Genomic DNA, 23,652 nt, shown 5'->3' on the forward strand with positions numbered 1-23,652 from the left:
CTTCGCCAGCCCCGTGGCACCGAAAGTCTCGCTTGGTTGGTCTTTCTATCGGACGTAGTCGGCACCGCCCGCTGGCCAACAATGCGGCCAGCTCGGCGACCTCTGGTGGAACGCTCTGCAAGCTGCCCGAAAGATTCTCTGCGGTGGGTCAGGCATGCTGGTGCTCCTGATGATCATAGCTCCACCATGCACGCGTTGCTTCTTGTGTGGCGACGCCACTGCATGGATCGATAGGAGGCTGCTGATTTAGATCAATGGCTCAGCATTGCGTCCTTGTATCCACTTCCAGTATGAACAAAGCTAATCTTCGCGTTCGGCGTCGCTGCGCAGAATGCAGAATTCGTTGCCCTCCGGATCGGCAAGCACCACCCATCCGGTTCCATCCGGATTGCGAAGATCTTCGACTTCACGCGCCCCCAGTGCCAGCAACCGCGCCAGCTCCTCGTCGCGGGTGCCATTTTCTGGTTTCAGATCAAGATGCACACGGTTTTTGAGCTGTTTAGCATTGGGCACCTCAATGAACAGCAAGCGCTGCGTACCGTCAGCGGAGAAGATCATGCACTCTTCCTCCCCGGCAAGGTTCGGGTCATCGGGGTCTTGATGAAAACCGAGAACTTGGCCCCAGAATACCAATTGGGCGAAAGCATCAATGCTGTCAAAAGTCGTATGAGAAATAAGCGCCGTCATGGGCTTCAGACTAACGCCCAACAAGTCACCGGTCTACGGTCTGCGGCGGCCACAACTTGCCTCAACGTCGGCAGGCCAGCGCAGCTTTACCTCGATAGCATTTCGGTGCGCTCCTTGTCGCCAATGTCTTGCGTCCACTGCTGGTTATCCCAGCAAAGATTACGCGCCAAGGGCAGCTGATGGGATCCACTTTCGATGATGTGCATAAGATATCCCCCGGTATTGGGAAATGCCACGAGGTCCCCGGCGGCCACGCCCTGCGGGAACTCGAAACGACGCCGCAAGATCAGCTCTTCCTCGATGCAATAAGCCCCCACCAAAAACGCGCTCAGCGCGACGCGATCGCTTCGTGGTGTGCCTGTTTGGAGGAGCAATGGATCGACGAGGAAGTCCGCCGACGTTGAACGGCATTGGGTTCTGTTCATATGAAGGCCCACTAGTGGCAGCCCATCGCTGCGGGTCTTAACGAAAGCCACCTTTGCAAGCGTCAATCCGCAACCGTCCAATAGTGTCCGGCCGGGTTCGCAGCGCAGCTGAACGCCGCGTCGCTTGAGCATCTGCGCTACGGATTCATGTTCGCCTTCCGGATGGCTTGCAAGAATTTGATTCAGCCATTCTCCGCGGATCAACTTCTGGTGGTAGGGATACACCGAACCGCTTGGCTCCGTTCCCGTTGCGCCCAGCCGATCGGATTTCCACGTCAAGGACTCATCTCCAGCGGGCAAGGCAGCAAGATCCTCCCAAAAACCGGACCATTGCGCGGCATCATCCAGATAGGACATCGGGATTCCGCCACCCATGTCCACGAATTCCGGGGCATGGCCCAACTCCCGCAGCGCGTCAATGAGCCGCAGCGATTCGGCCAGCACCAATGCCCGCTGCTGCGCGCTGTACCCATTGAGGTGGAAATGGATGCCGCACACCTCCAAGCGCGTGGTTCGGTCCTCAGAGCCAAGAAACTCCAGCCACTGCTCCGCGCGGAGCCCGAAACGTGTGGGAGCAATCTTTGGGTTCGTTGAGGCGAGGCGCAGCGCAACCCGAACCCGGCGGACGGACTGAGCCGCAATATCCAGCAGATCCAGCGCCTCGTCAACATTGTCCAGGCTCAGCACCACATCATTTTCCACCGCCAATGTGAGCAGTTCTGGTGACTTCACCGCAGCCGTGACGATCAGCCGCTCTGCCGGAACTCCACGTTTCAGGCACTGGTCGAGTTCGTGGAAACTCGCCACGTCGACGCCACAACCCTCCGCGACAGCCTGGTCGATGGCGCCGATCGTCTTGTTTGCCTTGCGCGCCAAATAGATCTGGAAATCGGTTTCGTGTTCGGCCGCAGCCTGGCGTAGCTCTCCGATATTCCGGCTCATCGGTGCGAAATCGTGCAGGTTCAACGGCGAGCCATGCTCTTCAAGCAATTCTTGGCATAGCACCTGATCGGAAAGAAGCCGCTCCATCCAGGGTTCCAGACGAGCGGTGAGCGGAGCAGTTCCGTGCATGGATGAGGGCATCAAAGGGCTACTTTCTGGCTTGCGGAGGTAATCTTCGTTGCTATTCGCTGGGCCCAAACCCGGTATTCCGGGTGCAGGGTGCGGTTCAAGGTGTCGTGGCCCAGCGTGGGGTCTTCGGTAGGCCTGCCCAGGGCAGCCAGCGATTCGTTCCGTTCGCCTCGGGCGTTCAGGCAGGTGCCGTCGGTGTCCGTCAGCAGTCCGCGTTCTGCGTGGCGGATCAGGATTTCCTGGTTCGCGAGCAAGCTGCTGAACAAGGAATGAGTGGGGATTCCGTCCGGCACCGGGCCACTGAGCGCCCCTGCTGGTGCGGTCACCGCATCGATCATTATCGCGTCCGCAGGCGCGGCATCGGCGGATGGTTCTTGGTGGAGTATTCCCGCATCAAACAGTGCCAGCAGCTTCAGCGCGGTGGGTTCGGGAGGTCCGAAAGCCATACGTTCGAGATTTGCTGCCAGACGGTTGAACCGCTCGCGGTCCCCGACGGTCCACTGGATTCTGGATAGCGCCTGAACCAGCTGCGCATAAAGTCCTGACCAGACTATGGCCCAGATCCATTCGTGGGTGGCAGGGTCAACTCCGCGGTTGGCTCGCAGACTGGCACGCAGCTTTTCGGCCGGTGATGCGATGGCCGACATCGCCTCGGACTGTCCGGCAAATACGGTAATGAACAGCTCCGTGACGGAGGCCCGGATGCCGCTTCGCTGCGCGCACCGCAGGGCGCAAGCCAGCAGGATCTGCCACAGCCCTTCCAGATCCGCTTCGGGTTGCTCATTGGCTTTGGTGCTTTGGGCTGCGTTCGCCGCGCCCCATTGGCGAATCTGAGTTCGAAACTCGTCCAGTACCTCGTGCAGGTTTGCTGGAATGCTCTGCGGTTTGGGGCTCATAGGAATATTGGTACGTGAAGTCATGGTGATGTGCGCCGGTTCTTTTCCGCTAGGAAGATAACGCAGGGAAGAGAGTCCGTCACGGGTTACCGGTTCCCATCCACCGCCCCTCCCATCGGTGAGCGTCAGGACCACGTCATAGGCGGTCAATGCCGCACCGCGAATGAGAACGTTGTTTCCCGGCTGCACCTTGCCCATCGCGTCAGCTTCGCATTCAACCGTCAGTTGCGCAGCGCTGAGTGCCCCATCAAGCATGACTTCCGATCGGTATCCGGCGAGTCCGTGCCCGGTCGCGATCACCACCTCGTCGTAGAGTTCGGCTCCTTGTGCGGTGGAGACTTCCCACTGCGAACCATGGCGTACAACTTCGGTGACAACCGATAACCGGTGTTCCAGATTCAGCTTCCCATCCTCAATGAGTCGCGCAAATTGCTCGCTCAGGTACTCACCTACCAAGGCCCTCGGTGGAAAGTTCTTCTCTCCTGCATTACCGCCGTTTACAGCCCGCCATTCATCGAAACTCTGGGAGCACAAGGTGGATGAGGCGTCGATAATGCGGGAGTTGACGTTCAGCAGCAGCTCACGCGGCTGGCCGGTGTTCCAGACCCTGCCGGCCCCCGGAGGATACGGATCGTAGACATCCACCTGAACGGGAATTCTCTGATCTTTGGTCAGCGCATCGTTGAGCTCAAGCAGCGCGAACAGGCACTTCGGACCGCCGCCAATCATGGCAATGCGGGTCATCGGGCTGGAGAGTCTTCCAACGACTGCGAGTTATCCAGCTCCGGCTCCTCGCCCAGATTGTCGCGGACCCAGTCATCGTTGTACACGCTTTGCAGGTAAGGCACCCCGGAGTCGTGAACCAAGAAGGCAATGCGTGAACCATCCGGAATCTCCGGGAGCAGCTGGTCCATGGCTGAAACAATCGCCCCGGTTGACGCTCCGGCGAGAATTCCTTCGCGCTGTGCAAGCCGCCGGCAGCCGCGGACCATCTGGATCTCCGGAATTCGGCACACTCGATCCGGTTCGGATTGCAGGGCCAGCGCCGGGACAATCCCTGCCCCGAGTCCAGGTAGCCGCCGGTTGCCGGAGTCTCCGCCGAAGAGCACCGAACCCAGCGCGTCCACGGCCACCAGCTCGGTGGCCAAGCCATGTTCGCGCACATATTTCTGGCAGCCGAGAAGGGTTCCGGTGGTGCTGGTTGCGACAAAGAGCATGTCCAGGTGCCCGTCCATAGCTTCAATGATTTCAGGCATGGTGGTCGAATAGTGCGCCTCGGGATTATGCGGTGAACCATACTGGTTGGTTGTCACCGCGCCCGGGTTTTCGGCGAGTAATTGCTCCACGCGTCGGCGGCGGGCGGCGAGCTTGTTCCCGTCCGCCGGATCAAGCACCAGATCAACCTCGGCGCCGTAGGCTCGCATGATCTCCAACGCTGACTTATTGGCGTTCTCGTCGACTACAGCCACGAATTTGATCCCGCGCACCACGCACTGCCTGGATAAGGCGATCCCCAGATTACCGGATGTCGACTCGACGACCATGCCGCCGGCCTGCAACTGGCCCGATCGCATAAAGGCATCGATCAGGCTCCCGGCGGTGCGCTCTTTGGTACTCCCGGAGAGCTGCAGCAAATCCAGTTTTGCAAAAACCTCAATGCTAGGCGCGTCAAAAAGCCTGTCCAGCTTCACCGTTGGTGAGTTGAAAGGACTCAAAGTTCCTACACTATCCATGATCATTACTCGCATTCGGGCGGTGGCAAATCCTGCTGACAAGTGCTTTGCAAAATGAATGCGGTGTGACCTCCACCGCTACCAGTTCGGCAAGTCTAAACATGGAAGATCGGAACTAGCTAGCAAAACGCACCTTTAAGAGTCGATTTTTCGTTTCCCACTGCGCTGCCCACCGCCAAATTCAACGAATACCTGCAGAAACTATGCCTCACCGAACGGTCCTGGCCACATCCCGGATTCGCTGAGCGCGCCACTGTCCCGGTCCGCAACCAGTTGCTCCGCAGCGCTGCTGTCCGACGGGCAAACGCAGGATTTGCGCCAACACTCTAATCTAAGTGATAATCATTCTCATTATGACACTCAAGAGCACACTCGCTCAGCGCGCCACGGACAGGCACGCGGTTCCGCAGCAGCCCATCACTCGGTTCGATACGTCGGCCGCACCACTGATCCGCCTCAAAAACGCTCGGGTCATTGCCGTGCAGGATCAGCAAACCCTGCTTGAAATCGATGAGCTTGCGCTGTTCCCCGGCGAGCGCATTGTCATCACCGGCCCCTCTGGCAGTGGCAAATCCCTGCTTCTCGCCACGCTCACCGGACGATGGGCGGCAGGCCTGGCTTTCACCGGCAGCCGCACTGCGAATTTCAATCGCATCGGATTCATCCCGCAACGCGGACTCGATGCACTGCACCCGCTTCTCCCGCTGGGGCGGCAACTGCACAAGGTCACCGGAAAGAGCGCCGACCAGGTCCACGAGGCGCTCACCGCGGTGGGGCTCAGCGACCCTGCATTGAGTCAGCGGAGGCCCGCGGAACTATCTGGCGGGCAGGCGCAACGCGCCGCGGTCGCGCTGGCAGTGCTCAGCGAGGCTCCGCTGATTCTCGCCGACGAACCGACCAGCGCCCTGGATCACGATTCGCGAGACCAGACCCTGGCTCTGCTTGACCGCGTCATCACCGCCAGGCAAACGCTCGTCGTGGTGACGCATGATCCTGCCGTAGCCAACGCCCTGGCGACCCGTCGGCTCGCGCTGGAATCCGGCAAGATCAGCAAGCTCGCCGAACCCGCTATGGAACGAGCAAGGATATGAGCCGGGCCGTACTGGAAGTAACGCAGATCAGCGCTACCCACGGGCGCGGAGCCAAGGAGCGGCAGGTCCTCGCTTCGACGAATTTTGAGATTTCGGCCGGTGAATCAATCGCCGTAGTGGGTTCCTCGGGAGCCGGGAAAACCACGCTTGCCGAGATAGTCCTCGGGCTGCGCGCACCGGCCACCGGCCAGATCAAGGTGCAGGGCCAGCAGTGGGCCGCACCGCACAGGATCGCCGCAACCGAGCGGCGCCGGCTGGTGCAGGGAGTTCCGCAAGACCCGGCGGCCGCCTTGGTCCCGCGCTGGACTATTCGCAAGTCAATGGCCAATGCCATCGAGCGGCTCTTGCCCGGCCATTCCCCCGAGCAGCTGATTGCACAGGCCTCCGAGCTCGCGCATTTTGATCCTGCACTGCTAGAGCGGCGTCCAAGCCAGCTTTCCGGCGGCCAAGCGCAACGCGCGGCCCTTGCCCGGGCCTTAGCCGTGCAACCTGCGGTGCTCGTAGCCGATGAACCGACCAGCGCCCTGGATCCGCAGACTGCGCTCGCGGTGTCCACCGACCTGCTCGCGACCATAGCCCTTTCAGGTGTGGCGCTGCTTCTGGTGACCCATGACCCCCAGCTCGCCGCGCGGTGTACGCGCACGGTGCGCATCTGTGCACCGGACCAAATTCGCTTCAATTAGCCAAGGAATAGACAACCTATGATTCGACCACGTTCCAGAACCCTCGCACTGCTCCTCTTCCCCCTGGTTGGCGCGCTCACGCTCACCGGGTGCTTTTCTACCGCCAGCCCCGGCGAAGCCAGCGCGGACCGCATCTCCGTCGCGCATATGCAGCCGCCGCGCTCCGGACTCAGCCCGCTGAGCGACGATGCTTTCAAGCTCTCCCGCTGGTCCACCGCGGAAACCCTGGTCAACTTGGATGATGCCGGGGACGCCACCGCGGGACTGGCCACCGAGTGGACCCGCGAAGGCGAGCTGATCTGGAATTTCAGCATTCGTGAAGGTGTCAGCTTCCACAACGGGCAGCCGCTGACCGCGGACTCGGTGGTGAACTCGCTGCGCCGCGCCATCGATTCCACCCCGGTGCCGCGCATCCTTAACGGCACCGAGCTCACCGTGGAACCCCACGGCGAGCAGGGCGTGCGCATCACCACCGCGGACCCCGACCCGCTGCTGCCCCAGCGGCTCTCCAGCCCGCAGCTGGCTATCTTCGACGCGGCCGCTTACACCGCATCCGGGGTAAATCCGCTCGGCACCGGAACCGGACCCTTCCAGCTCATGGCCGTCGACGGCGTCTCGGGCGCCACCCTGGACCGCTTCGCGGACTACTGGGGCGAGCCGGCCAAAGCCCCGGGCATCGACGTGAAATTCGTCCCCGACGGCACCGCCCGCGCCGCGGCGCTGCGCACCGGGGAAGCCGATGTGGTGGAGGCCATTCCGGCCGGGCAGGCCGCCTCGGTGGATCAGGAGCTGCTCACCGAGGTGCCGATGCCGCGCACCAATACGCTCTACCTGAATACCGAGCAAGGTCCCTTCAAGGATCCGGCCATCCGCGCCGCGGCACGGGCGGCCATCGACCGCGCCGCCATTGTCGGATCGGTGTACGAGGACCGGGCAGATATCGCCGAAGGCCTGCTGGGCCCGGCCCTGCCCTACGCAGCGAACTACCGCCAAGACGCCGACTACCAGCAACTGCTGGGCGGCCGGGCCGAACCGGCCAAGGTGCAGGGCGTGAAGATCAGCTTGGGCACCTTCACCGACCGGGCGGAGCTTCCCGAGGTGGCGGTGCTGCTCGAAGCGCAGCTGGAAACCGCAGGGTTCGAGGTGAGCCAGGATGTGCGCGAATACCAGTACATCGAAGCCGATGCCCTCGACGGAAAATTCGACGCCTTCATCCTCTCCCGGGCCACAGTGCTGGACTCCGGGGACCCAGTGGCCTACCTCGCCTCGGACTTCAGCTGCGAGGGCGGCTTCGCCATCTCCCAGCTCTGCTCTGCGGAAGTTGACCAGGCCATCGACACAGCCGCGGAAACCGAGGCCGGTGAAGAACGCCAGCGCCGGATCATGCTGGCCGAAGCCCGGATCCTGGGCACGGACGCCGCGATTCCGCTGCTGCACGAACGAGTCATCCAGGGCGAGCTTCCACAGCTGGAAGATGCCGCGCGGGATCCGCGCGAACGCCAGCTGATCACCGCCACCACCCGGCTCGGCTCCGAGTAAGGCATCTGCTCGATGAAAAATAGTGCTCCCGGCGGGCGGCAGAACACGCTGGCCTCCCTCTCCTCGCGGCTGCTCAGCGCCCTGGCTCTGCTGCTGATTGCCGGCGCCCTGCCCTGGCTCTCGCGCACCGACCCGGCCGCCGCGGTGCTGCGGGCGCGCTATGCGGAACTGGAGCCCACGCCCGAGGCTCTGGCGGCAATCCGCGAGCAACTGGGACTCGATGGCGGGCCGCTGGCCTCCAGCCTGCGTTGGTGGTCCGCGGTGCTGCGCGGGGATCTGGGCAGCTCTTGGGTCAGCGGGGCCGAGATCGCACCGGGCGTGTGGCGCGCGGTGTCCGTCTCGGCCACGCTGACCGTCTTCGCCATCGCCGTGGGACTGCTCGTCACCAGCTGCCTGATCACCCCCGCCGCGCTGCGCGTGCTGCGCGACCGGCCGCACCGCGGTTCCGGACCGGTGGGCGTCGCGCTGACCGCACTGCCCGAATTCCTGCTGGCAAGCCTGCTGCTGGTGTTCGTCTCGGTGCAGCTGCGCTGGCTGCCTCCCTACGGCTGGACCGGGGTGGAGACCGCCATCCTTCCGGCGCTGGCGCTGGGCATCCCGGCGGGCGGGCTGCTCGGACGGCTGCTCGCCGATGCGATCTCCGGGGCCGGCGGGGAACCCTGGGTGAATGTCTGGCGCCTGTCCGGCGCCGGCGCCCCGGTGATCCTGGCCGGGGTGCTGCGCCGGGCGGCCGCGGCAATTATCGACCAGCTGGGTTTGGTGTTCATCGGCCTGCTCGGCGGCGCGGTGGCCGTGGAGCAGATTTTTGCGATCCCGGGACTCGGACGCTACCTGCTCGGCGCCGCCAACGCCCAGGACATCCCCGCGCTGCAGGCCGGAGTGCTGCTCATGGCCGGGGCCGCGGTGCTCATCGGCTTGCTCACCACGCTGGCCCGGCGCTGGCTGCGCGGCGGAGCCCTTCCGCCGGGCTCGCTGCCTCCGGCTCCCGAAGCGCGCGGGGATGGCCGGATCTCGCGCTACACCGCGCTCATCACTTGCGCCGCGCTGCTGGCGATCCTCGGCTTCGGGCTGCCGCGGGACCCTTATGCCATTGCGCACCAGCGGCTGGCCGCGCCAAGCCTGGCCCTGCCGTTCGGCGCGGACTCCAGCGGACGGGATCTGCTGGCGCGGGTCGCCCACGGAACGCTGGGGACGATCACCCCCGCGCTGCTGATCGTCTTGTGCGCCATCATCATCGGACTGCTGCTGGCGCTGCTCGGCGAGATCTCCCGCGGACCGGCGGAAATCGCCAATGCGACCCCTCCGATTCTTGCCGGGGTGATCATTGCGGCGCTCTACGGGCCCTCCGTCGGCGGAGCGGCGCTTGCGGTGCTGTGGGTGACCTGGCCGCCGCTGACCACGCATGCCGCCTCGCTGATCGACGAGGCTCGCGCCATGGGCCACATCCGCTGGCTTCCGCTGGCCGGGATGACACGCTTCGAGATCTTCACCCGGCATGTTCTTCCCGCCACCCTTCCGGCGCTGCTGCGCCACGGCATGCTGCGCCTTCCGGGCGTGGCGCTGGCGCTGGCCGCACTCGGCTTTCTCGGTCTCGGCGCGCAGCCGCCCATGCCCGAGTGGGGGCTGCTGCTCGCCGAAGGCATCAATTATGTGGAGCGCGCCCCGTGGACCACGCTCGCCCCGGCGATTGCCTTGGTGCTGACCTCCGTCTGCGCGGTGGCCGTCGCCGGGATGCGTCGCGCGCCGCGAAAGCCGCTCCGGGCCGCGGCCAAGCCCGCGGAACCTGCGCCCGCAGGCATCTCGGGCGCATAGCGCACTGTAGCGGCGGTGCTCCGGCTGCTTAGGAAGATTGGATGCGTTCCCAGAGCTGGGTCACGCGCTGTTCAATGTCGGCGTAGATCTCTCTCGCCTCCTCAAGGGTCACATCCTGCGGATCGGCGACGTCCCAGTCCAGGTATTGCTTGCCTGGATAGATGGGGCAGGTGTCACCGCAACCCATGGTGATGACATAGTCGGCGGCGCGAACCACGTCATCGGTGAGCGGCTTGGGGAACGCATCCTCCAAGCTAATATTGTGTTCCTTGAGCAGCTCCACCGCCAAAGGCTGTATCTCACCGGCGGGCAACGAGCCCGCGGAGCGGACCTCCACCCGCCCGCCGGAAACCTCGGCGAGCAATGCGGCGGCCATCTGCGAGCGCCCGGCATTTTGCACGCTGACGAACAATACCTGTGGATCCGCCTTGGCAATGCTACCCATGGATTGGGCCAGCGCGCGCAATCTGTCATCTGCGAAACGGGTCGCGATGGCCGCCAGGTAGGTACGCACTCGGGCGGTACGCCCCAAGGTGGTGTACGACTCGAAGACATAGCGTTCTACCATCTCGGGAGTGAATGTGCCCGCGTAGCGTTCGGCTAGATGCTCAGACATCCGGCCCAATACGTGGGTGTCCTTGGTGGGATCGTTGTCGTTCGGTGTCCAAGTCATGTGAACTGCCTTATTCCTTTTTCTCAGCTGGCAACGCATCGCCACTCAGCAACATTGTGAAGATCGGTGATTTTTGCGAGGCATTTTTGATGCCGACGGCAAGAAGAACATCAACTGAAACTCATCGGCCATGGAAGAGCACAATCCGCCTCGCTTCACCACTGACCCTTGCGCCACCAGACATCGATGACTATCGATATCTAATCTTCGGTAATACATCGACGATTGTCAATGTCTCAGTTTGCTGGTTAATAAAGAATTCATTTGGATCGCCGCAGGCAGTACGTCCCCCGGGCAAAATGCAACGCTTCGAACAGTATTTAATCGCCGCCGCACAATCTCGATGGCCACCCAGCAAGTCCCCCACGGCACGCCTGCCATCTTGGGCGAGCGGCTTGTTCCCGGGTCGCACTTTCCGTTATAAAAGCACGTCTTTCGGCAGGACATGAAAGAATCCATGGGAATGTCTTGGATCACAAAATTCGCCGCACGTGGTCCACGATGGAAGGACGTAACATGACACCTAAGACCAACCCGGCCAAAGCGCATCAGCGCTCGGATGCAGCGTGGATAACAACCGTTTTTGCGGGCATCATGGCGGCCCTGCATATCTGGAAACTACCCTCGGCGATTCCCGTACTGCAGGAGCAGCTGCATATCTCGCTGATCCTCTCCGGCGTACTTTTAGGGGTGGTGCAGGTGGCCGGCATGCTCGGCGGCTTGGCCATGTCGCTGCTGGCCGAAATCTACTCCCAGCGGAAAATCATGATTCTCGGGCTGCTCTTGCTCATCCTCGGTTCGGCCCTTGGTTCATTCTCCCCCAACGCCGGGATGCTGCTGGGAACCAGAATCATCGAGGGAGCCGGGGTGATCATGTGCAGCGTTATGGGCCCTGGCCTGGTGCGCGCCCACGCACCACTGCAACGCATGAACCTCGCGGTAGGTTGGTGGGCGGCCTTCATGGGCATCGCCACCTTCTTCGGTGTTTTAGGAACCGCGATTGCCTTGCGCTTCATCACTTGGCAGAGCTGGTGGCTTGTCCTCTCGGTACTGACCGTGATCCCGATCTTCCTGATTCTCAAGTTCGTCTCCGTTTCTGCCCCAGGCGGAGGCACCAGCGCTAAGGAAGCCTTCCGGAGAATCGCCGTGACCGCCGCCTCCGGCCGCATCTGGATCAGCGGCATTATCTTCGGCTGCTATACGGTGCAGTGGATGGCAATCATCGGATTCTTGCCCACCATTTTCCGCGAAGACGGGCTATCTCCAATTCTCGGCGGATTATTCTCGGCGGTAGTCGGCGGGCTGAATGCACTTGGAGCGATTATCACTGGACTTCTGCTGCAACGCGGAATCGCAGGCAAGAAACTGTTGCTGGGCTCCTTTGTGGTCATGTCCGCGATGGCTCTTTTGACCTTCGCGATCAACTACCCGAACTCGCTATTGCTCGTTCAGGTGCTCTGCGTGGGGCTGTTCTCCTTAGGCGGTGCGGCCGTTCCGGCCACGATGACGCGCTTGGCGGTTGATCTGGCACCGGAAGGCGGCTCGGCCCCGGCCGCCATGGGCCTCATGCAGCAGATCTTCAATATCGGGAACTTCACCGGGCCAATGCTTGTCGCCTGGCTAGTAGTCCTCACCGGAGGATGGTCATCCACTTGGTGGGTGAGCGCATCCTTCGGGGCATTGGGCTTGGCGATGGTCCTGGTTCTGCTGCCCAAGAACTCGCCGCTGAACTCGATCCAGCATGCCTAACAGGCTCCAGCCTCCCAGGAAGAATTCCATTAACGTGACGCCCACGTGACTCGAACACGTGGCGTACTTTCCATGGCGTCGAGGCAATGGGCACAATGATGCCATGCGTATTTTCCTCATTCGACACGGACAGACCCCATCGAACGTCGGACACCACTTGGACACCGATGCTCCGGGGGCGCCGCTGACCGACCTCGGGCACCAGCAGGCTGAAGCACTGGTGGCTCTGCTGGGCGAAACGGGCATCGAGGCCATCTATGCCTCGAATCTGGTGCGCACCCAGCAAACCGCGGCTCCGTTGGCGGAAGCCCTCGGGCTGGGCGTCGCGGTGCGCAGCGGAGTGCGTGAGATATCGGCCGGTGCGCTTGAGATGGCCAATGATCAGCAGTCCATTCAGACTTACCTGTCCGTCGCTCTCGGATGGGCCGATGGGCAGCTGAAAACCCCGATGCCCGGTGGCGGCCCGGATGGCGAAGCCGAGTTGGCGCGTTTCGATGAAGTCGTGGAGGAAGTGGCAGCCTCTGGAGTACAGACCGCGGCAATCTTCACCCATGGGGCGATCATCCGCGTATGGGCCGCAGCCCGGTGCGAGAACCTCGACGCCGCGTACTCCGCGGAGAATTCAGTGTCCAACACCGGAGCCGTCATCGTGGAGGGATCCCCGGGAAATTGGCGTGCCACCCAGTGGCAGGAACAAGCCATCGGCGGAGCGGATCTGGAAGATCCGGCCACCGACGGCGCGTCCGCGGACACTCTCGCCCGAGACTAACGGCCCTGATTGACTCATAGGTTTTCCGGCCCGGCCACACCACGCTTTCCAAGGTCGGCGTTCTCGGCTTCCCCTTCGTGCGGATACAAGTCCACACCGGTCCGGTCCTTCAAGGTCAGCGTCGCGACCAACGAAGCACCCACCCAAATGAACAGGTACGTTGACACCGCGATGGTCGTGTCGAATTTACCCACCAAAGCAGCCGCGATTGTCGGCGCGAAGGCGCCGCCGACTACCGAGCCCAAGGCATAGCTGATCGAGGAACCACTGAGTCGAATGCGGGCAGGGAACATCTCCGCATAGAGCGCTGGCAGCGGTCCGTAGGAGAAGCCCATGAAGGCGCCAAAGACCACAAGAGAAACGGTGATCCATGCCAAATTCGCGGTCTCAATGAGCAAGAACAGCGGGAACAGCCAAATCAGCAGCAAAATCCAGCCGATGATGAACATCTTCTTGCGGCCAATTTTGTCCGAGACCACCCCGCCAATCCAAGTGGATATCAACCAAGCCAAGGAACCAACGGTGATGATATTCAGAATATCTCCGGCCTGCAGATCCAACTTGTTCGTTGCATAACCGAGAATGAAACCGCCGGTCAGCATATAGCCGGCAGTGTTGTTGCCCATGAACACCAAGGTCGCTTGGATGACCTTCTTAGGATGCTTCTTGAACAACGTGGACAAAGGCGCGGTCTCGGTCTGCTTGGTCTTGGCCATCTCCTCGAAGACCGGCGACTCTTCCACCCTCTGGCGGATGTAGTAGCCAATCAGGATCAGCACGAAGCTGAACAGGAACGGAATTCGCCATCCCCAGGCCATGAACTGCTCCGGTGAAACGACAGCGGCAATGATCGCGGTGACCGCCGAAGCCAGCAGCATTCCCGCCGGGACGCCGAGCTGCGGGAACGCGCCGAACTTGCCGCGCGCATGATCCGGGGCGTGCTCCACCGCCATCAGCGCGGCACCGCCCCATTCGCCGCCTGCCGAGAAGCCCTGAACGATACGCAGGAAAATCAAGAGAATCGGAGCCCAGATGCCAATGGTTGCGTAGGTTGGCAGCAAGCCAACCAGCGTAGTGCCGATGCCCATCAGCACCAGGGTAATGATGAGCACGGCTCGCCGCCCGTACTTGTCACCCACCCGCCCCATCACGATCGCGCCCAACGGCCGGAAGAGGAAGCTGACGCCCACCGTGGCGAAGGCGATGATCGAACCCAGCGATCCTTCGGCCGGAGTGAAAAACTGCGGCGCCAGTACCAGAGCCGCCGCATTTGCATAAATAAAGTAGTCGTACCACTCGACGGTGGTGCCGACCATTGTCGCACCAGCGACCCTTTTCTGCTCCGGCGTCATGCGCCCCGATGCGGAAGCTGAAGTACTCATTGCCCCTCCTCGAATGTTGCGAGTGTCCGGGAGCACTTTCCTTCACCTAATCGGGCCATCAGCGCCGATCTTGGATTGACTCCCTAGCCCCGATATTAGGCCTGTATTCGCAGTTCTACAAGGGTGGTTGGAGCGCGCGAGTTTCTGGAAAAGCAGCGCAGCTCTCTGTTTATCCCGCCCTTTCTGCGTTCCGGGTTCAAGCAGTATCCGGGAGTAGCGAGACCCGAACTCGAGGCAGTCGACTTATCGCACGGGCGGGCTACCGTAATCGCAGCCGCTAGGATGCGGCGGTTATCGAATCAATTGCCGCGCGGGCCTCCTTGGCCAGCTGGGCTGGCATCGGGGCACTCTTGGCCGAGTCGGCGGCAACCTTCTGGCCCTCGTCGCTGACCACATACTGGCCGAAAGTCCTGGCCAGCTCGACGGTCTGCGCATCCGCATAGCTGCTGCAGAAAAGCAGGTAGGAGACCAGCACCATCGGGTATGCGCCTTCTGCGGTGGTTTTCCGGTCCAGCTCCAAGGCTATGTCATGCTCATCGCGGCCCTTGACGCGTTCGGATTCGGCTACCGCCAGGGCTGCGGCTTCGCCAGTGACCGCCACGAATTCGTCACCGACTTTCAGCTTCACCTTTCCCAGATTCTCATCCACCAGGGAGTCATCGGCATAGGTCACTGCACCGACTGCACGGGTCACGGTGGTCACCACGCCAGCGTTGCCCTGGGCCTTTTCCAGTCCGGTCGCGTCCGGCCAGCCGCCATCGGGCTCATGGGTCCACGCGTCCGGGGCAACGCTATGCAGGTATTCCGTGAAGTTCTCGGTGGTTCCCGAGTCGTCGGCGCGCGCCACTCCGGTGACAGGTACGTCCGGCAGGTCCACCCCTGGATTCAGGGCGGTGATGGCAGGGTCCTGCCAGGAGCGGATTTCTCCGGAGAAGATCCTGGCAATGGTTTCAGCGTCCATGTTCAGCTCGCTGATGCCCGGCAGGTTGAACGCGATAGTAATCGGTGAGATATAGGCGGGGATATTGATTGCGCCCTGCGGACCGCAGGTCTCAATCGACCTCTGGACCTCTTCTTCCTTGAGGTACGCATCGGATCCGGCGAATTCGGTGCCGCCGGCCAGCAGCCCGGCACGCCCTGCGCCTGAGCCCACCGAGGCGTACTGCACCTGGACCATGGGGTGCAGCGTGGCGAATTCGGTGGTCCAGGCATTCATCGCTGAGTTCTGCGCTGTCGAGCCGCCTCCGGTCAGTGTGCCTTCGAGATTCGAGGCATTGCCCTCGGCGGCCTTTCGCTGTTCTTCGCCCAACGGGTAATCCGATCCGCATCCGGCTAGCAAAAGTGCCGTAACCAGGCTTGCAGCGATAATGAGCTTGGGCGAACGGGCAGGTGTCTGCCGGCGTGAGAGGCTGGGGCGCACGGTGCTCCTCAAATCTTGGATTAATTAATGGACGCGATGAAAATACAAGTCAAACATCATAATGGTCAAAGCTCGAAACGCATTACTTCGCACTAGTGCAACCACCTTACGGCGAATCGGGCACGCACGCATTAGGCGAATTCTCAACACTGGGAAGATCCCGACCAGCCTAATCGAAAGCCACCGGCTTAATGAAAAGTCCTGATCGTCCATCCACGTGCAGCCGCGCCATGACTATTCCCCCCACGGCAATTGGTGCGCTGTCTGATCGAACTCCGTTCCTGAAGCGCACGGCGACATCATCTTCAGCTCTCACGTTGCGGCTCTATGCTTCGCGAATGCCCGCTTCGTTGTTAACCGTTCGGCCATGTTGCGTGTGCGAGCCATTAAGTTGCCAGCAGTGGCTGGCAACTGGATGCGTTGGCAACCTCGGTCTCCAACTCCGCCAGGCATAGATTTTTACCGAACCCGGACCGATAAGTCTGGAGATGTGGCTTCCCAGCGCCTTCACCCCACCACGGATGTCACTGGTCAAGCCCATCTCCTGCAGCTGTCAAAGTCCACACAGTACTTTGACTGCAAAATCCAACATTTTCGGTCAAGGGTGTTTGATTTCGCCAAATAATCCCGATATTCGCTGGGCGATTTGCTGTTCATTGAATGGCTAAACGAGCTACCGCATGAGCCAACGCCGCTTATTCCGGCGCATCATCTGTCCTGTTGCCACGATGGTGTTCGGTGTCCTCACCGTCGTCAGCCTCGTTAGTCTCGCCTTTACCAACAGCACCTCTGCCGACGACGACCGGCTTGCCCCGCCGGCGAAGTGCCAACCGAAATAATCATTGTGGAAACGGGCATTGTTGAGAACACCCTGCCGATTTCCGGGAGCATCGAGCTAGATGAGGCACAACCCCGCAACGCGCCCGTGAACGGCGTGGTGAACTGGGAATTCGTGGCACCCGGTGACCGCGCAAGCAAGGGTCATCGAATCCTTCAAAGCCATGTCAAACCTCAGCCTAGGGACGCCAAGCCAAGCGCTTCCGATCAAGAATTTTCCGCAGTCGAGGAGCCGCCGCAGTCCGCCGAACCGTGGGTGAATTTGCACGATTCCTACGCGCCGATAACTGGCAAGTTCGGCAAGTTTTCCATCGGGCTCGACGACGAGATCGTTTAAGGTTCCGATTCAGAAACGGTGCGGCCGCAGAACTCCAAGGCAATCGGGGCGATCAGGCTGCTGGAGCGCTACCGGCTCATGGACGGAATCATCGAGATCCCGGCGCCCCAAAAGTATTTATCCGCCGTCGGAGCCACCCCGCAAGCTTGCCACGGCTGCCCGCGCGTGGAGACTCGCCGGCAGGACCTCGCAACGAGATTGCGACCGGGACTCCTCTGCTCAGCAAAGCTCGTGGATCGACTGCGCGCTCGCGGACATAGGGCTTGCGAAACATCAGAGCAATGTCCGCTCCAGGATTATTGGGAGATGCTGCTAAATCCTGCCAGCATTTGCCGGACCCCATAGGGATTTCAGGAACCCACCAGAAATACGGTGTTCGCGATCTTCCAGCGCTCCCGTCACCTCGGCGGTCAGGCTGTTGACGATGTGGGAGTGCGTCAGCTCTGCGGCTTTCATAGCTTCCCCGGCAATCACCAGCTCAAGAATCTCGTGGTGCTGGTTCAAGTCGAGGGTTCTCGGCTCATCTCCAGCAGGAAGCTCCAACCCAACGCGGCGATATCTGTCTGTCTTGTCCCACAGGTCATCGAGCAGGCGGATCATGACATCGTTATGCGACGCTGCGTATATCGCGCGATGAAACGCCCTGTGCGCGGCGACCGCGTCTTCTCCCCACGCGCGGGTTACCGGAAGCAGGGCGGCGGCAGCCTTCTTCATTTCCTCGATATCCCGGTCTGTACGGCGCATGGCAGCTAGCTGCGTTGCTACCGGTTCCATTGAGAGCCGCACTTCAAGAAGCTGCCGGGCTTCTGCACCGCTCATCGGCGAGACACGAACATCTCGGTGGGTGTCCATTTCCACCCAGCCTTCGCTGGCCAGCTGCCGAATCGCTTCGCGCAGCGGGGTGATGCTCATACCCATTTCCTCCGCGAGGTCATACTGCGAAAGGCGTGAGCCCGGCTTCAATTCGCCTGAGACGATTTGGCGACGCAGTTCGCTGTACGCCATAGCACCCTTGCTTGAGAAGGTACTCGTAGTACTCATTTTCCCCTACTTGTTTATTTATGACCCAAGGGGTTGTGCCCCGCATCACTTCCAGTATAGTCTACCTAAATATCTTATAAGACTCTTATAAGTTGCTTATAAGTAGAACTCCGAAGAGAAGGAAACCCCGTGAAAATTGTCTCGGCCCACACCGGAACCATCCCGATCAGCTCGTCAATGCGCAACGCATACATCGACTTCAGCAAAATGGATTGCACGATTCTGGCCCTCGTCAGCGACGTCATCGTTGATGGAAAACCGCTGGTCGGCTACGGGTTCAACTCCAACGGACGCTATAACGCCACGGCGATCCTCGAAGAACGCATGATTCCACGACTGCTCAATGCCGCACCTGAAGATCTACTGGACGAGGCAAAGGAGCTGTCCCCCGAGAAGGCCTGGGACATCATGATGGGCAATGAGAAGCCCGGCGGCCACGGCGAGCGCTCGGTTGCCGTGGGCGTCGCGGATATGGCCCTGCATGACTTGGCTGCGAAGATCGCAGGAGTGCCGCTGTACCGGTGGATCTCCGATCATTACGGAGATGGCAACCCGGATGAAGATGTCTTCGTCTACGCCGCCGGCGGCTACTATGCTCCGGGTAAGACACTGGAAGACTTGCAAAATGAAATGCGCGGATTCCTGGATGCAGGCTACGACATCGTCAAAATGAAAATCGGTGGTACAGACCTGGCCGATGACATCAAACGCATCGAAGCTGTCTTGGAAGTCCTGGATGGCGACGGAACCCGCCTGATGGTGGATGTCAACGGAAAATTCGACCTTGAAACGGCGCTGGAATACGGCAAGGCCATCGATAAGTACAACCTGTTCTGGTACGAAGAAGTCGGCGATCCGCTGGATTACTCGCTGAATGCCACATTGTCCGAGAACTACAAGAACCCCATCGCCACCGGGGAGAACCTCTTCTCCCTCCAAGACGCCCGCAACTTGATCCGCCACGGTGGAATGCGCCCGGACCGCGACTACATCCAGGTAGATCCAGCGTTGAGCTACGGCTTGACCGAATACCGCCGGGTCCAGGACATGCTTGCCCAGCACGGCTGGTCCTCACGCCGTTGCATCCCCCATGGTGGGCACCAGTTCTCCTTGCACATCGCCGCTGCGATGAAGCTTGGAGGCAACGAATCCTACCCGGGAGAGTTCCAGCCCACCGGAGGTTTCACTGACGATGCAGTCATCGTCAATAGCCGGGTGGCACCCGGTGAGTTGCCGGGCATCGGGCTCGAAGGCAAAGCGGAGTTCTACGAGCTCCTGCGTGCTCTGCACACTAAGCAGCCAGTTCTAACTCACTAATCAACGGCGATTCCCGTTGCCATCCGGGTCTACGGGAATCGCCGCTCCCAATTCTTCTCCAATTAAGTTCTTCCTGCACGCGCTAGTGCCCCTCTGAACGCAGCCTGACCTCTCCCTTTCTCGGTGCGCGGCTCCGTTTCGATATCTGCTGTCCCATCAGCTCTCCCGCATCCCGGGACTCTTTACGCAAAGTTCGGCTTATTCGTCATCCCCTTCTAACAACCAATCTTAGAAAGTGCCGCCATGGAAAATCCTGCTCTGCATTCCCTCTGGGGAAGCCTATGGAAATCGCACCGACAGACCAAAAACCTGCTATCCCTTCCCAGATTCCGGCACCGCGCTGAATCCCAACTTGTAATGAGTAATCAGGCCGCGCAAATTATGCAGGGCGACGACGCCCCAGCGAAAAATACCGACCTGCTTCCGGGTGCCAACGCCAATCCTGACGGCCCCGGCCCAGGCTATACACCCTCACGCGTTGTCGGCCTGATTCTCGGACCTCTGCTGTTCATCGTGGCAATGTTCTTCTTCTCCCCCGAAGGCCTCTCGACGCAAGGCCAAGCGGTACTGGCCGTGACGCTTTGGGTCGCCACTTGGTGGATCACTGAGGCCATACCCATTCCTGTTACCTCCCTCTTGCCAGTTGTGCTCATGCCGCTCACCGGAGCTTTGGACGGGGACCTGGTCGTCTCCGCCTACGGCAATGACATTATCTTCTTGTTCATCGGCGGGTTCTCCTTGGCGATCGCAATGGAAAAGTGGAACTTGCACCAGCGCATTGCCCTCGCAATTGTCTCCACGATCGGCACCAGCCCTAAACGCATTGTTCTCGGTTTCATGGTTGCAACAGCATTCTTGTCGATGTGGGTATCGAACACGGCAGCAACAATGATGATGATTCCCGTTGGCTTGGCGGTCGCCTACCAGGCCGCACGTTCACTGCGTGGCGGAGAGCACGCTGCAGATTTGTCTAAATTCGAGAAATCCATAGTATTCGGTATTGCCTATGCGGCTACCATCGGTGGACTCGGCACCCTCATCGGCACACCACCACTGGCAATTTTCGCCGCAACTTCAGGGGAGCTTTTTGACCAATCGGTATCCTTCGGCGGCTGGATGCTCTTTGGCGTCCCCATTGTTATCCTGCTTCTGTCCTTCGCCTGGTTCTACCTGACCAATGTGGCCTTCAAGGTGAAGTTCAAGCATCTTCCAGGCGGCGCGGAACTCATCAAAAGCGAGCGTAACGCACTGGGCGGCATGTCACGAGAAGAAAAGGCCGTCATGGCCATCTTCCTCGGCGCTGCTTTCTTGTGGGTCACCCGTTCGTTCATCTGGGAAGACTTGTTGCCGGGAATCAGCGACGGCATTATCGCCATCATGGCGACAGTGGCGCTATTCATGCTGCCTACACAGCAGACAGAGCAGCCAAAGATCTTGAACTGGGATGATTCGAGGAAGATCCCGTGGGGAATCCTCCTGCTCTTCGGCGGAGGCCTGGCCATTGCCGCGGGCTTTGTCGAAAGTGGCCTGTCGACTTGGATCGGTGACCAGCTGCGCGTGCTCGACGGTGCCAATATAGTTGTCATCATCATCCTGGCAACCGCCCTTGTCCTCTTCCTGACCGAAATCACCTCGAACGCCGCTACTGCAACGATGATCCTCCCCGTGATGGCAGCCTTCGCGCTGGCGCTCGGAATCCATCCATATGCGTTGATGGTCCCTTGCGCGATGGCGGCCAACTGCGCATTCATGCTCCCCGTTGGGACTCCACCAAATGCGATCTTGTACGCCACCGGAAAAGTGAAGATCACCGAAATGGTCAGAGTTGGACTGTGGCTCAACTTCATCGCGTTGGCCCTGATCGTCCTCGCCGCATTGCACCTGCTACCTGTGCTTTGGGGCATCGATCTGATGTCGGTACCACCAGCATTCCAGTAAACCGAAGCACGCACCGACCGGTCTGCGGCTTGGGGTGGCTACCGGGAAACGAAATTCTCCCGGTAGCCACCCTCTCCGTGCGCCGAGACCTCGCCAAGCGCATCATCACCCAATTCCAAAGATGGAGAGCCGTTACAAATGGGCCGCATTCTAATCACCACGGACTACCTTCACCCAGGCGACGAGATTGATCAGTTGCTCAAGCAGCACGGCCACGAGACCGCATTCGCGCCTTTTGCCGGGAAGCGCGAAGACGCCCAGCAGATGAACTTGTTCAGCGGATTCGATGGCGCCATCATCGCCAGTGAACCGGTCACCGCCGGCATGCTGGCGGCAGCACCGGGATTGAAGGTGCTGGCCCGCAGCGGCGTCGGCTACGACTCCGTTGACCTTGCGGCGGCAAGCAGCCAAGCAGTGCGAGTTTGCAATGCTCCGGGCAGCAACCACCACTCGGTCGCTGAAATGGCCATAGGCCTGCTCATCATGTCAGCGCGCCGTCTAGCAGAGGTCACCAGCGCAGTTCAGCAAGGGCATTGGCCACGCGAAGCAGGCCATGAATTGCGTGGCGCAACACTGGGCATCATCGGCTATGGGCCAAGTGGCCGGGCCACCGCCAAGCTGGGGCTCGCATTGGGCATGAAGGTCCTGGTGAGCACCGGGCACCCGGACGGCGCAGATCGGGAAATCAACTTCACCGACGCTGACACGGTATTCCGTTCCGCCGACTATTTATCCCTGCATTCCCGCGCTGGCGGCGCCCATCCACTCATCGACGGGCCGAAGCTCGAGCTGATGAAGAATACGGCAATCATCATCAATACGGCCCGTGGTTCACTGATCGAGGAAACCGCGCTTGCCGCCGCGCTTCGCGCTGGAAGCATCGCCGGGGCCGCGTTGGACGTCCTTGACCACGAACCTCTGGCGGAAGACAGCCCCCTTCGAGGCCTGAAGAATTTGATTGTCACCTCACACCTTGCCGGCCAGACCGTGGAAGCCCGAATCCGTGCTGGGCTGAGCGCCGCGCAAGCAGTCATCGACGTCCTTGCCAACCGCGAACCGGCGCATCCAGTTAACTAAAAATCCAAAACCGAGCGCCACCAGCAGAACGGAACACCATGTCGAAAATTCACCGTATCGCAGTCATTCCAGGCGACGGAATCGGAACCGAAGTCGTTCCCCAAGGGCTGCGCGTCCTGGATGCAGCAACAGAGATATTTGACCTCAATCTCGAATATGAGCACTTCGATTTCGCCTCGGCTGACTACTACAGCCGCCATGGCAAGATGCTGCCCGAAGGGTGGTTCGAACAGCTCAATAAGTTCGACACCATCTTCTTCGGCGCGGTCGGCTGGCCGGACATCGTCCCAGACCATGTGTCGCTTTGGGGAAGCTTGCTGCAATTCCGGCGGCATTTCGACCAGTACGTGAACCTCCGCCCCGTCAAGCTCCTGCAAGGAGTGCCCAGCCCTCTGGCTGGGCCCAAGCCCGGGGATGTCGACTTCTATGTGGTGCGGGAGAACACCGAGGGCGAATACTCAAGTATCGGTGGAAAGCTCTTCGACGGAACCGAACGCGAAATCGTGATGCAGGAGACCGTCATGAGCCGCACTGGGGTGGACCGAATTCTCAAGTACGCATTCGAGCTAGCCCAAAGCCGGCCGAACCGGCATCTGACCTCAGCGACGAAGAGCAACGGCATTTCCATCACCATGCCGTACTGGGACGAACGTGTTGAGGCGATGTCTTGTGCCTATCCCGAGGTGAATGTAGACAAATACCATATCGATATTCTGGCAGCCCACTTCGTCATGCATCCCGAATGGTTCGACATTGTTGTCGCCAGCAATCTCTTTGGCGACATTCTCTCCGACCTCGGCCCGGCGTGCACCGGCACCATCGGGATCGCGCCCAGTGGGAACATCAATCCCGAGCGGAAATATCCGAGCCTCTTTGAACCCGTCCATGGTTCAGCTCCCGATATTGCGGGCCAGGGCATCGCCAATCCCGTCGGGCAAATCTGGTGCGCTGCCATGATGCTGGAGCACCTAGGCGAAATCAAGGCCGCCAATGCCATCACTGCTGCAATGGAATCAGTTCTTGCACAAGGCAAATCAATGCTCACCCCGGATATGGGAGGCAGCGCGACTACAGAAGAATTAGGTACAGCCATCGTCACTGCGCTATCGGGCGCTGCTCTATGAACGACGCGTCGCGGATCCCGAGCGGAGTAAGCCAGCACAAGGCATCAAAGG

At 60.7% G+C, this 23,652-nt stretch carries 20 protein-coding genes; 12 read left to right on the top strand and 8 right to left on the bottom strand.

Annotation, left to right across the window (positions count from 1 at the left end):
- Window positions 1-300: 300 nt before the first annotated feature.
- The 4 genes from LG294_RS16850 to LG294_RS16865 all read right to left on the bottom strand — a co-directional run bounded on the left by LG294_RS16850 (window position 301) and on the right by LG294_RS16865 (window position 4,818).
- Window positions 301-687 (bottom strand): VOC family protein, encoded by a 387-nt coding sequence (locus tag LG294_RS16850; RefSeq protein ID WP_404287775.1) that lies wholly within the window; start codon window positions 685-687, stop codon window positions 301-303.
- 86 nt (window positions 688-773) lie between these two features.
- Window positions 774-2,195 carry an alanine racemase gene (locus LG294_RS16855; RefSeq protein ID WP_404287777.1) on the bottom strand — a complete coding sequence of 474 codons (1,422 nt, stop codon included), beginning with the start codon at window positions 2,193-2,195 and terminating at the stop codon, window positions 774-776.
- Window positions 2,195-3,823, bottom strand: a complete 1,629-nt coding sequence (locus tag LG294_RS16860; RefSeq protein WP_404287779.1) for an FAD/NAD(P)-binding protein — start codon at window positions 3,821-3,823, stop codon at window positions 2,195-2,197. Before LG294_RS16860 ends, LG294_RS16855 begins: the two co-directional genes overlap by 1 nt.
- Window positions 3,820-4,818 carry a pyridoxal-phosphate dependent enzyme gene (locus LG294_RS16865; protein WP_404287781.1) on the bottom strand — a complete coding sequence of 333 codons (999 nt, stop codon included), beginning with the start codon at window positions 4,816-4,818 and terminating at the stop codon, window positions 3,820-3,822. The genes LG294_RS16860 and LG294_RS16865 overlap by 4 nt, the downstream gene beginning before the upstream one ends.
- 347 nt (window positions 4,819-5,165) lie before the next feature.
- Here LG294_RS16865 and LG294_RS16870 point away from each other — a divergent pair, with 347 nt between their 5' ends.
- The 4 genes from LG294_RS16870 to LG294_RS16885 are packed head-to-tail and all read left to right on the top strand — an operon-like array spanning window position 5,166 to window position 9,937.
- The gene (locus LG294_RS16870; RefSeq protein ID WP_404287783.1) at window positions 5,166-5,903 is read left to right on the top strand and encodes an ATP-binding cassette domain-containing protein; all 738 of its coding nucleotides are present in this window, start codon (window positions 5,166-5,168) and stop codon (window positions 5,901-5,903) included.
- Window positions 5,900-6,586: an ATP-binding cassette domain-containing protein gene (locus LG294_RS16875; RefSeq protein WP_404287785.1), complete on the top strand. Its 687-nt coding sequence runs from the start codon at window positions 5,900-5,902 to the stop codon at window positions 6,584-6,586. Before LG294_RS16870 ends, LG294_RS16875 begins: the two co-directional genes overlap by 4 nt.
- 18 nt (window positions 6,587-6,604) lie before the next feature.
- Window positions 6,605-8,125, top strand: a complete 1,521-nt coding sequence (locus LG294_RS16880) for an ABC transporter substrate-binding protein (protein ID WP_404287787.1) — start codon at window positions 6,605-6,607, stop codon at window positions 8,123-8,125.
- Between the two features lie 12 nt (window positions 8,126-8,137).
- Entirely contained in the window at window positions 8,138-9,937 is a 1,800-nt protein-coding gene (locus LG294_RS16885) for an ABC transporter permease subunit (RefSeq protein ID WP_404287789.1), read from the top strand.
- Between the two features lie 28 nt (window positions 9,938-9,965).
- Here the strand turns inward: LG294_RS16885 and LG294_RS16890 are convergent, their stop codons facing one another.
- Window positions 9,966-10,610, bottom strand: a complete 645-nt coding sequence (locus LG294_RS16890) for an arsenate reductase ArsC (RefSeq protein ID WP_404287791.1) — start codon at window positions 10,608-10,610, stop codon at window positions 9,966-9,968.
- 516 nt (window positions 10,611-11,126) lie between these two features.
- Between LG294_RS16890 and LG294_RS16895 the strand changes: the two genes are divergently transcribed.
- Entirely contained in the window at window positions 11,127-12,359 is a 1,233-nt protein-coding gene (locus LG294_RS16895) for a CynX/NimT family MFS transporter (RefSeq protein WP_404287793.1), read from the top strand.
- A gap of 103 nt (window positions 12,360-12,462) precedes the next feature.
- Entirely contained in the window at window positions 12,463-13,128 is a 666-nt protein-coding gene (locus LG294_RS16900) for a histidine phosphatase family protein (RefSeq protein ID WP_404287795.1), read from the top strand.
- 14 nt (window positions 13,129-13,142) lie between these two features.
- Here the strand turns inward: LG294_RS16900 and LG294_RS16905 are convergent, their stop codons facing one another.
- Together LG294_RS16905 and pstS are read right to left on the bottom strand one after the other, a co-directional pair.
- On the bottom strand, window positions 13,143-14,510 hold the full coding sequence (locus tag LG294_RS16905) for an MFS transporter (RefSeq protein WP_404287797.1): 1,368 nt from the start codon (window positions 14,508-14,510) through the stop codon (window positions 13,143-13,145).
- A gap of 277 nt (window positions 14,511-14,787) precedes the next feature.
- Window positions 14,788-15,930, bottom strand: a complete 1,143-nt coding sequence (gene pstS, locus LG294_RS16910; RefSeq protein WP_404287799.1) for a phosphate ABC transporter substrate-binding protein PstS — start codon at window positions 15,928-15,930, stop codon at window positions 14,788-14,790.
- A 680-nt stretch (window positions 15,931-16,610) separates the two neighbouring features.
- On the opposite strand from pstS, the gene LG294_RS16915 reads away from it, so the two are divergent.
- Together LG294_RS16915 and LG294_RS16920 are read left to right on the top strand one after the other, a co-directional pair.
- Window positions 16,611-16,769 carry a hypothetical protein gene (locus LG294_RS16915; protein ID WP_404287801.1) on the top strand — a complete coding sequence of 53 codons (159 nt, stop codon included), beginning with the start codon at window positions 16,611-16,613 and terminating at the stop codon, window positions 16,767-16,769.
- Window positions 16,754-17,104 (top strand): hypothetical protein, encoded by a 351-nt coding sequence (locus LG294_RS16920; protein ID WP_404287803.1) that lies wholly within the window; start codon window positions 16,754-16,756, stop codon window positions 17,102-17,104. Before LG294_RS16915 ends, LG294_RS16920 begins: the two co-directional genes overlap by 16 nt.
- Before the next feature lie 312 nt (window positions 17,105-17,416).
- On the opposite strand, the gene LG294_RS16925 is transcribed toward LG294_RS16920, so the two are convergent.
- Window positions 17,417-18,145, bottom strand: a complete 729-nt coding sequence (locus tag LG294_RS16925) for a GntR family transcriptional regulator (protein WP_404287805.1) — start codon at window positions 18,143-18,145, stop codon at window positions 17,417-17,419.
- 129 nt (window positions 18,146-18,274) lie between these two features.
- Between LG294_RS16925 and LG294_RS16930 the strand changes: the two genes are divergently transcribed.
- The 4 genes from LG294_RS16930 (at window position 18,275) to LG294_RS16945 (ending at window position 23,601) form a co-directional block, all read left to right on the top strand.
- On the top strand, window positions 18,275-19,462 hold the full coding sequence (locus tag LG294_RS16930) for a mandelate racemase/muconate lactonizing enzyme family protein (protein ID WP_404287807.1): 1,188 nt from the start codon (window positions 18,275-18,277) through the stop codon (window positions 19,460-19,462).
- Window positions 19,463-19,819: 357 nt separating this feature from the next.
- Window positions 19,820-21,400 carry an SLC13 family permease gene (locus LG294_RS16935; protein ID WP_404287809.1) on the top strand — a complete coding sequence of 527 codons (1,581 nt, stop codon included), beginning with the start codon at window positions 19,820-19,822 and terminating at the stop codon, window positions 21,398-21,400.
- 138 nt (window positions 21,401-21,538) lie between these two features.
- Window positions 21,539-22,477: a phosphoglycerate dehydrogenase gene (locus LG294_RS16940; RefSeq protein ID WP_404287811.1), complete on the top strand. Its 939-nt coding sequence runs from the start codon at window positions 21,539-21,541 to the stop codon at window positions 22,475-22,477.
- A gap of 38 nt (window positions 22,478-22,515) precedes the next feature.
- Complete coding sequence (locus LG294_RS16945; RefSeq protein ID WP_404287813.1) at window positions 22,516-23,601, top strand: tartrate dehydrogenase; 1,086 nt, start codon at window positions 22,516-22,518, stop codon at window positions 23,599-23,601.
- The last annotated feature ends 51 nt before the right edge of the window (window positions 23,602-23,652 follow it).

It is taken from the genome of Glutamicibacter arilaitensis (assembly GCF_044793945.1).
Taxonomy (GTDB): Bacteria; Actinomycetota; Actinomycetes; order Actinomycetales; family Micrococcaceae; genus Glutamicibacter; species Glutamicibacter arilaitensis_B.